This is a genomic window from Shinella sp. SUS2 (assembly GCF_001262505.1).
Classification (GTDB): domain Bacteria; phylum Pseudomonadota; class Alphaproteobacteria; order Rhizobiales; family Rhizobiaceae; genus Shinella.
Window position 1 is genome coordinate 1 of sequence record NZ_KQ410784.1, and the last position, 8061, is coordinate 8061.

Consider the following 8061-nt stretch of genomic DNA (forward strand, 5'->3'; position numbering starts at 1 on the left):
TGAACTCCATCGAATCTCGCAAATCCGAAGGAATCATAACCTGTTGAAATCACCCACCTCTTTTTGAGGCAGCCTCTGAGGCGCATCTCCACCCGCAGATGCAGGAGGTGTTCATCAGCCAACTCGATAGTGCGGTTCAGGCGCTATCGAAGAAATATAAGGACAGCCCGACCTGGCGAGTGCAATTTGTCGTCTCAACCCACTCATCACATGTGGCGAACACGGCCAAGTTCGACGCAATACGCTATTTCCTGAGTGTGCCCTCAAAGAGCCCGTTTCGACACACCAAGGTCAAAGACTTCAGGAAAGGTTTGGCCAAGATCCCCTCAGAAGACCAGGATTTCCTCCACCAGTATATGACGCTTACAAAGTGCGACCTCTATTTCGCCGACAAGGCAATACTGATTGAAGGCACGACCGAGCGTCTCCTCATTCCCCGAATTTGCGCCATTGTTGACGGCGAACTGAGCGACGAGAAAAAGCTGGCGCAACAGTATATTTCCACGATTGAGGTTGGCGGCGCTTATGCGGGGAAATTCTACGAATTGCTGGATTTCTTAGAGCTGAAAAGTCTTTTTATAACAGATGTCGACGCTGTTTTTGACGATGGGACGAAGCCGACCAAATGGAGAAAATGTCCTTACTCCCAAGGTACGCGTTCGAACAATAGCGCCTTGAGAGCGTGGTTCGGCAAGGAGAAGGGCGATGCTCTGTTACTTAACGAGCTGGAAGCGAAAGCACCAAAGGACAAAATCCAGAATTATCGTCGGATCGCTTACCAGATCCCGGAAGAGGGGCTTACGGTCTGCGGTCGTAGTTATGAGGATGCATTCATTATCGCCAATCCGAAGCTATTTCCAATTCCCGAAGGGGAACACGCAGGCGATTACGCGTGGACCCTCGCCCAAGACATGGGAAAGACGGAAACGGCGTTGCTGTACGCCATCCGCAAGAAAGAATGGCTTGTGCCGCTGTATATCAAAGAGGGTCTCATATGGCTTGCGGAACCGCCGCCACCGCCAGAAGCGCCCCCAGCCTTAGGAACCGAAGCGGTGGCGGCATGACCGTCGACGCACCCAATCCCGCAGAAATAGCGGCGGCCGAAGCGCAGGCGAGAGTCACTCACTGCCTTCAAAACGGGTTGAGCTTTCGGCTTGAAGCCGGGGCAGGGGCCGGAAAGACCTATTCGCTGGTAGAGGCACTTAAGACTCTGATTGATGCTCGAGGAAAAGCGCTTCTCCGGGCAGGCCAAAAAATTGCCTGTATCACTTACACTGAAGTAGCCCGTGACGAAATTCGGCAAGACATTCAGGAGCATCCCGCAATTTTGGTGGATACGATCCACGCGTTCTCATGGCGACTAATTTCGCAATTTCAAAAGTCGCTGCGGAAATGCTTGTCTGAAATGCCAGATCGGCAGGACAAAATCGCTGAGGGGGGCGGGATTGGCACGAAGAGCGTGGAATATAGCTTGGGGTTCTTCGGCGTTGAGCCGGATAAGATTACTCTAAGCCATGACGACATCCCGAGGTTTATGGCTCAACTTCTCGCAGAGAAGAAGTTTCAGTCATACATAACCCAATTACACCCGGTGATCTTCATTGACGAGTACCAAGACACCGACAAGCTGTTCATGGCGGCGCTCTCGGAACAATTCTTGGCTTCCAAAACAGGCCCGCTTATCGGGTTGTTTGGCGATCACTGGCAAACGATTTATCGCGGTGACTTCCAAATTGCGGATTTCCCCAACGTCGTGGCCATCGATAAGGGCTCCAATTTTCGATCCGCACCAGCGATTGTCACAATGCTCAATGAGCTTCGACCCGAGCTGAAGCAGGAAGTTTCGGATCCTGATGCCCTTGGGAGCATCCAGTTTTTCCACGCAAATGGCTATTCAGGAGTGCGGACGAATACAGCGCACTCGAAGGAGGACCTGCCAGACGGCATTGCTCAACAGTATACGAATGCGCTGAAGGAGCGGCTCAAGGCAGACGGATGGAGTTTCAGTGCCGACACCACAAAAGTCCTCATGCTTACTCATAATGCGATCGCCGCTGAACAAGGATATCCGAACATCGCCGCCATTTTCGATCGGAATGAAGCCTTTGCTAAGAAAGAAGATTCTCTGATTGAGTTCTTTGCTGACACCCTAGAGCCGGTCTGCCGCGCGTACTCGAACAAGAAATATGGGGAGATGTTTCGAATCCTGCGCTCCGGGCCGAACCTGTCGGAACACCAGGACAAGGTGAAATGGCGCAATGATATGGACGCGCTTATGGATCTGCGGCTGACCGGCACGATCGGCGCCGTAATTGATCATTTAAAGGCGACCGGAAGACCACGGCTATCCGAAAAGCTGATGCGCCGAGAAGAGGAATTGGCCAAAGCGGATGCCGCGCCGGAGGCCGAAGAATCGAAAGGTACGACGCGCTACAGAAAACTCCGAGACGTTTCATATCAAGAGGTAATCGCCCTCTTTGCATACCTGGAGGGAGCGACAACCTTTGCGACCCAACATAGCGTCAAGGGTGCTCAGTTCAATGATGTCCTGGTCATCCTCGGCGGTGGGTGGAACCATTACAAATGGCCACAACTCCTGGAGCTCTTGGAGACGAAAGCTGTAACTCCTCAAAACACCGGAGGCTATCATCGAGCGCGAAACCTGTTCTATGTTGCGGTGTCTCGCCCACGAAAACGCCTCGCCGTCTTGGCAACCCAGACACTTTCCGCCACAGCAATGGCGTCCGTCCAACGCTTATTTGGAAAAGATCATGTTCATGAGCTTACCATTACCTCATGACATCATGACTTTCAGATAAGGATCCGCTCCACCTCATCGAGACTCACCTCATCGCTGCGGCGGTCATAAAGCTGAGTGGTACGCGTAGAGCTGTGGTTGGCCATGTGCGCTGCTTTCTCAAGCGTGCCCCCATTTTTCAGATAAGCCGTAATGCCCGTTGCGCGGAAAGTGTGATTGCACACGGCCGTGTCGATTCCGGCCGCTTGCGCGCGCCGCTGGATCATATGGTAGGCGTTGGCGCGGGGCAGGGGACTATCCGTTAACTGGCCTGTGCCTCGGCCGATCGTCCGAAATAAGGGCGTACGGGGATGGTCGCGCAGTCTGCCGGCGTCTAGGTATGCATCCAAATACGCCTCGAGCGTATGGTGGCACGGCATCTCATGGAGCTTGCCACCTTTCTCATGTAGCCGGACCCAGAGGCGTCGGTTCTGCACGTAGACGTCGCGCACTTCCATACTGACGGCCGCGCCAACTCGCGCAAACGAATACGTCATCAGGCCAATGAGGGCCCGGTCGCGCAAACCCGCGATCGTGTCAACGGGAATGGAATTGAGCAGTTGCCGGGCTTCGTCCGGTGCCAGCACCGGAGTTTTGCCTTTCTTGGTCGAATAGGAGGGACCCCGTACCGCGTGGGCGGGGTTGGTCGGCATGACCTGACCCGTCACCAGCCAGTCGAACAGGTGCCGGATGGCCGCGAGGCGCAGCTTGACAGTCGGCACCGAATGGCTTCGCCCCAACTCCTCGATCCAGGCGGCCACATGCATCGGCTGGATTGCGGGAAGGGCGGAGACGCCTCGTTCCCCGCACCATGTGAGGAAGTCGGCGGCGGCGCGCGCATAGGCCTTACGTGTGTTGGGATTGCGGATCTGTGCGGTAAAGAACTCTAGAAAGCGAGTACGTCCTGAATACCCAAGCCCCGCGACCAGACGGTTAGCTGCAGGGTCATGTAGAATCAAATTCATAGCTGCACAGACGCCGTTGCGTAGCTGCTCAATTTGGTAAGGCCCGCATTAAACCGATCTATGCTGTCGCACACCCTCATTGCCTGCCGCTTCTGTTCCTCTACTCCCAAGGTGGCGGATCTAATCAGCCGATTGATGTCATTCCGGATCGTCGACTTTCCGAATGTGCCAAAGACCACCTCGTGCAAAACGTCGACAAAATCCTTACTCTTCTCGTCATCACTCATGCTCATCAGGGCTGCTTCTAAGCCCTGTAAAAGGTCTTCAACATCTTTAGCTGTAGCCTCCAACTTCTGCTGCAGTTCCTCTTTGAGCACAGGTGTTAAGCCCTCGCGGCCAATGTTCTCCAAGGTGGAAAGCATACCGCCACGGACGAAAGATAAGTGCTGGGCGTCTGCCGCATGCTGATTGTTGGTCTTCATTCTCAGGAAAGCCGCGATGACGCTTTTCAACAACTCGTCTTGGGTATTGGAGCGCCGGGTCATATCGACTTCCCATCGACGCCGATCAACTTCTTCGATGGGCGGATGAGTAATGGCATAGATGTTCGTCAGCAACCCCGCCCCTGGTATGAGCCCGACAACGCCCTCAGCCGCTGCTCTTGTAACGGACCGGCCAGGATACGATTTGGGTGGGTCGATGGGACCAGCGTCATCAACCATAGCGTTCCTCCTATATAACATAAAGGACATTATCATACATAGAAGCCGGTGCAAAAGCGTTAATGAGCGGGATAGTTAGATCGCCGTGTCAATGAGCTTGATCTCTTCGGGTGTCAGTTTAAACATCCCGTATACTAGGTGGTCGATCCGAGCTTCGTGTTCCAAGATATCTGAAGCATAAGCAGCAATGGCGGCTTTATCGTTTTGGAACCAGTCTTCCCAATCGGATCGCTCGGACAGGGGGATGTCGGCCTTATAAACCTTCTTCACTTCCGCACGGAAGCTCGCAAAATCGACGAGTCTCCACCATTCCTTCAATTTTGAAGACAACGCGGGGCCTGCCCCTGAAGGACACAGATCTGGGATCCGCCGCGCAAAATCACGCTGCTTCTTCTGCATAGCAGCGTAGGTGGTCAATAGCGCGTCGGTAGTTTTTACAATATTGTCTTTCACAGATTTGGCCGGAGAGGGGATGGGCAACTGCTCGACGTACTGCACTCGTAGTTCGTGAAATCCGCCTCGGACGGCAGGCGCCAAATTAGACAAATAGAACCAGCCAACGCTGCTGTTAAGATAAGCCAGCAGGAAGAGGTCATCTGTCGGAATTATGTAGCTTTTATCGTTGGAAAAAGCCCCAGCCGTTTCGAGGCCGAAGTTCGGCTCCTGGTTGAAATGCGGATACGCTATTTTGGTCTTTCCAAAATGGGGGCTGTATGCCTCCTGAGCCTGCTGTAGCTCGAACCATTCCTGTTTCGTCGCTCTCTTTTCAAGAGCCTTCTTGAACGGGAGCAGCCATTTTTTTATGGCGGGAAAGTCATCGATCTGAACTCGTCCTTTGGGAATGTAGATGAGCCACAGTTTTCGTGATTCCTGACGCCATTTCTTGAGATCCTTACCCTCGAGGAAAGGCTTAAGAAGCTTTGCCGAATTGGGGTCTGAGGCGACCAACTGACCTTTTAGGGGTCGTTTGCGGGAGAGGGCGAAATCCTACGCTAAGGCTTTGGCCAACGATATTCTCCGGTAAGATTGATGTGTTCCCAGGGGATAGGAGAAGTCGCTTGATATCTAGTATGACGTCTGTCGCACCTGCTTGATCGCGGCCGCGATAGCTAGATCGCGTTGCTCCTCTTCTCCATCCGCGTTCCAAGCTGCGGAAAGGCACCCATAAGCGTACGCCTGGTCGAGCAGGCGACGCGGATCGACGTCCAGCGCACGAGAGAATGCGTCTGCCATCTGTGCAATGTGTATAGAGTCGGGTCAAAGGTCGTCTGTGTCAGCCGGATCGTAGAACATATTGGCGGCGCCAAAGCCCACTTCACCGACCAGACCGACGGGATCTATCACCAGCCAGCCGCGACTGGAGAACATGATGTTTTCATGATGCAGATCGCCATGTAGCCCACGCAGTTCCGAGGCATTGCTCATCATTTGATCGGCTATAATCGCCGCGTGGACGTAGTCAGTTTGACAACCTGCGTTTTGATCATCGCGCGCCCGCTGAAACAAAGCTGCAAAGCGATCCCGGATCGGGAGAAGGGCAGAAGGCAGGGGTTCCTCAGATGCGGCATACAGCTTCGCCATTAGTTCCGCTGCAATTTCGGTCGCCTGGTAGTCGCCGTGCTCGGCAACGATGTGAGAGAGCATTCGCTCCCCGGCATATTCGAGCAACATCAGATTGTTCTCACGACCGAGCAACCGGACTGCTCCCCTCCCATTGCGCCATACCAGATAGTCGGCCCCGCGCAGTTCATCAGCAATGTCTTCTATAGGTTTCAATCCCTTGACGATTGCAGGAGTCCCGTCTGGCAATGAAACTTTCCAAACGAGGCTGGAAAAGGTGTCCGCAATGAGAACAGGTTGCGAAACGTGCCAATGAGCAGGAAAAACAGGCGGCATGAACATCAACCCCAAGTCAGAGGGTCCAATCGCAGATAGAAGGCAAGGCGTTCGCGGTCGGGGGCTTCGATCCCCAATACATTGAATAGGACAGCGAAGGCGCGCTCTGCTTCATCTGGCGCTGCCCAGTTCTCTTCGGCGTTAGCAATCATGAGTGCCAAATCGGCATAGCGATCTGCTGTTCCGAGCCGCCCAAGGTCGATCAGACCCGTGCATTGAAGAGTTTTAGGGTCCACCATGAAGTTCGGCATGCAGGGATCACCATGGCAAACAACCATATCGGTGCGCTCTTGGTCGAGCCGCACCGGTAGCTCTCGTTCGACACGAGCCAAAAGATCGAGCTGCGGCGTACTCTTGTCCTCGTCCGGTAAGAAGTCGGGATTGACGGCATTGCGGGACACCACATCAACGGCGCGTCCGAACATTCGCGACAGCCTGCGCTCAAACGGACATTGATCAACCGATAGGCTGTGAACAGCGCCAAGTTGCTGCCCCATTGACGGCCACGCTTTGAGCAAATCCGCTCCAGACAGATCAGCCGCCGGTACTCCCGGAATTGCCGTTATCACCAAGCATGCACCCTCCTGTTCCTCCTGCCAGTTGATCACCTCGGGGCAAGCCACACCTCGACCTTTGAGCCAAATGAGGCGGTCACGCTCTCCAGCGAGCTCACCGCGGCGGGAAGCAGGTGCGATTTTCGCGAAGGCATGCCCGTCACCACGTCGAAAAACAAAATCACCAGATTCTCCGCCTCTGACAGGCAACCAGTCAGAATGCGATTCACCAAAAAAAATATTAGTTCGATTCAATGGAGGTTCCTTCAGTTTTCTGATGAAGCGCGGAGGTGGCTCAACCTGCGAAAAGAAACGAGTTGCTACGTAAGTCCGAGAACATGCTTTCCATGGTCTCTGAGCTCGCCTTTGGGACCGACATATCGGTAGAGAGTGACGCGCTCGATGCCGAGTTCCTTGCAGAGATCGGAAACTGAAGTATCGCGCTGGGCCATGGCGGCTTGCGCGAGACGCACCTGAGCTTTGGTGAGCGCGAATTTTCGTCCGCCCTTGCGACCGCGCGCTCTCGCGGAGGCGAGACCCGCCATGGTGCGCTCTCGGATCAGATCCCGCTCGAACTCGGCCAAGGTGGCGAAGATTCCGAACACCATGCGACCGGACGCAGTCGTGGTGTCGATCTGAGCGCCCTTTCCAGTCAGAACCCGCAGGCCGATCTTGCGGTCTGACAGCTCCTTCACCGTGTTGACCAGATGGGCAAGCGATCGTCCGAGGCGATCGAGCTTCCAGACCACCAGCACATCGCCGTCACGCAATGACTTGAGGCAGGCAGTCAAGCCAGGGCGATCATCACGACCGCCGGAAGCAAGATCATCATAGATATTGTCCCGTTCGACACCTGCGGCGCGCAAGGCGTCGTGCTGCAGGTCGAGAGACTGCGAGCCATCGGCTTTGGAGACGCGGGCATATCCGATCAGCATGTATCACAAACGTTGGTTTGAGGCGGCGCTTCGGCCACGATTGCATTGACCTCTGGAAATGTATCTCAACCAGCTTCATAAACAAAGCGTCTTGAACGCTATCAGATTTTGAAAAAGGAACATGTATGCCGCGTCGCGTCACTCTAACCGATCGGCAGAAAGACGCGCTGTTGCGCTTGCCGACTTCACAGACGGATTTGCTCAAGCACTATACGCTGAGTGATGAAGACCTTGGGCATATCAGGCTGCGTC

General features: G+C 54.4%; 8 protein-coding genes and 2 pseudogenes. 4 read left to right on the plus strand and 6 right to left on the minus strand.

Going from position 1 to position 8061, the window contains the following annotated elements; genetic code table 11:
• Nucleotides 1-89: 89 nt before the first annotated feature.
• The 3 genes and pseudogenes from AKG11_RS35930 to AKG11_RS32450 form a co-directional block, all read left to right on the plus strand.
• A pseudogene (locus AKG11_RS35930) lies at nt 90-206 on the plus strand (hypothetical protein); the annotation flags it as partial.
• Between the two features lie 6 nt (nt 207-212).
• The gene (locus tag AKG11_RS32445; RefSeq protein ID WP_371260175.1) at nt 213-1064 is read left to right on the plus strand and encodes a TOPRIM nucleotidyl transferase/hydrolase domain-containing protein; all 852 of its coding nucleotides are present in this window, start codon (nt 213-215) and stop codon (nt 1062-1064) included.
• Nucleotides 1061-2800: a UvrD-helicase domain-containing protein gene (locus tag AKG11_RS32450; RefSeq protein WP_050746992.1), complete on the plus strand. Its 1740-nt coding sequence runs from the start codon at nt 1061-1063 to the stop codon at nt 2798-2800. The genes AKG11_RS32445 and AKG11_RS32450 overlap by 4 nt, the downstream gene beginning before the upstream one ends.
• 11 nt (nt 2801-2811) lie before the next feature.
• On the opposite strand, the gene AKG11_RS32455 is transcribed toward AKG11_RS32450, so the two are convergent.
• The 6 genes and pseudogenes from AKG11_RS32455 to AKG11_RS32485 all read right to left on the minus strand — a co-directional run bounded on the left by AKG11_RS32455 (nt 2812) and on the right by AKG11_RS32485 (nt 7809).
• A complete protein-coding gene (locus AKG11_RS32455) occupies nt 2812-3762 on the minus strand; it encodes a tyrosine-type recombinase/integrase (protein ID WP_082342947.1) in 951 nt (316 codons plus the stop codon).
• A complete protein-coding gene (locus AKG11_RS32460) occupies nt 3759-4424 on the minus strand; it encodes a hypothetical protein (protein WP_156334214.1) in 666 nt (221 codons plus the stop codon). The genes AKG11_RS32455 and AKG11_RS32460 overlap by 4 nt, the downstream gene beginning before the upstream one ends.
• Before the next feature lie 75 nt (nt 4425-4499).
• On the minus strand, nt 4500-5372 hold the full coding sequence (locus AKG11_RS32465; RefSeq protein WP_050746994.1) for a TaqI-like C-terminal specificity domain-containing protein: 873 nt from the start codon (nt 5370-5372) through the stop codon (nt 4500-4502).
• A gap of 117 nt (nt 5373-5489) precedes the next feature.
• Nucleotides 5490-6326 (minus strand): annotated as a pseudogene (locus AKG11_RS32470) (APH(6)-I family aminoglycoside O-phosphotransferase).
• A complete protein-coding gene (gene aph(3'')-Ib, locus AKG11_RS32475; protein WP_001082319.1) occupies nt 6326-7129 on the minus strand; it encodes an aminoglycoside O-phosphotransferase APH(3'')-Ib in 804 nt (267 codons plus the stop codon). The pseudogene AKG11_RS32470 and the gene aph(3'')-Ib overlap by 1 nt, the downstream one beginning before the upstream one ends.
• Before the next feature lie 65 nt (nt 7130-7194).
• Nucleotides 7195-7809 (minus strand): recombinase family protein, encoded by a 615-nt coding sequence (locus tag AKG11_RS32485; protein ID WP_000904906.1) that lies wholly within the window; start codon nt 7807-7809, stop codon nt 7195-7197.
• A 125-nt stretch (nt 7810-7934) separates the two neighbouring features.
• On the opposite strand from AKG11_RS32485, the gene AKG11_RS35935 reads away from it, so the two are divergent.
• Nucleotides 7935-8061: DUF4158 domain-containing protein (locus tag AKG11_RS35935; RefSeq protein WP_156334195.1), on the plus strand; the 127-nt coding region annotated here is incomplete at its 3' end.

Coding starts and splice junctions, on each gene's coding strand:
- AKG11_RS32460 (WP_156334214.1), bottom strand. CDS start 4,424: ATGGTTGATGACGCTGGTCCCATCGACCCACCCAAATCGTATCCTGGC.
- AKG11_RS32455 (WP_082342947.1), bottom strand. CDS start 3,762: ATGAATTTGATTCTACATGACCCTGCAGCTAACCGTCTGGTCGCGGGG.
- AKG11_RS32450 (WP_050746992.1), top strand. CDS start 1,061: ATGACCGTCGACGCACCCAATCCCGCAGAAATAGCGGCGGCCGAAGCG.
- AKG11_RS32485 (WP_000904906.1), bottom strand. CDS start 7,809: ATGCTGATCGGATATGCCCGCGTCTCCAAAGCCGATGGCTCGCAGTCT.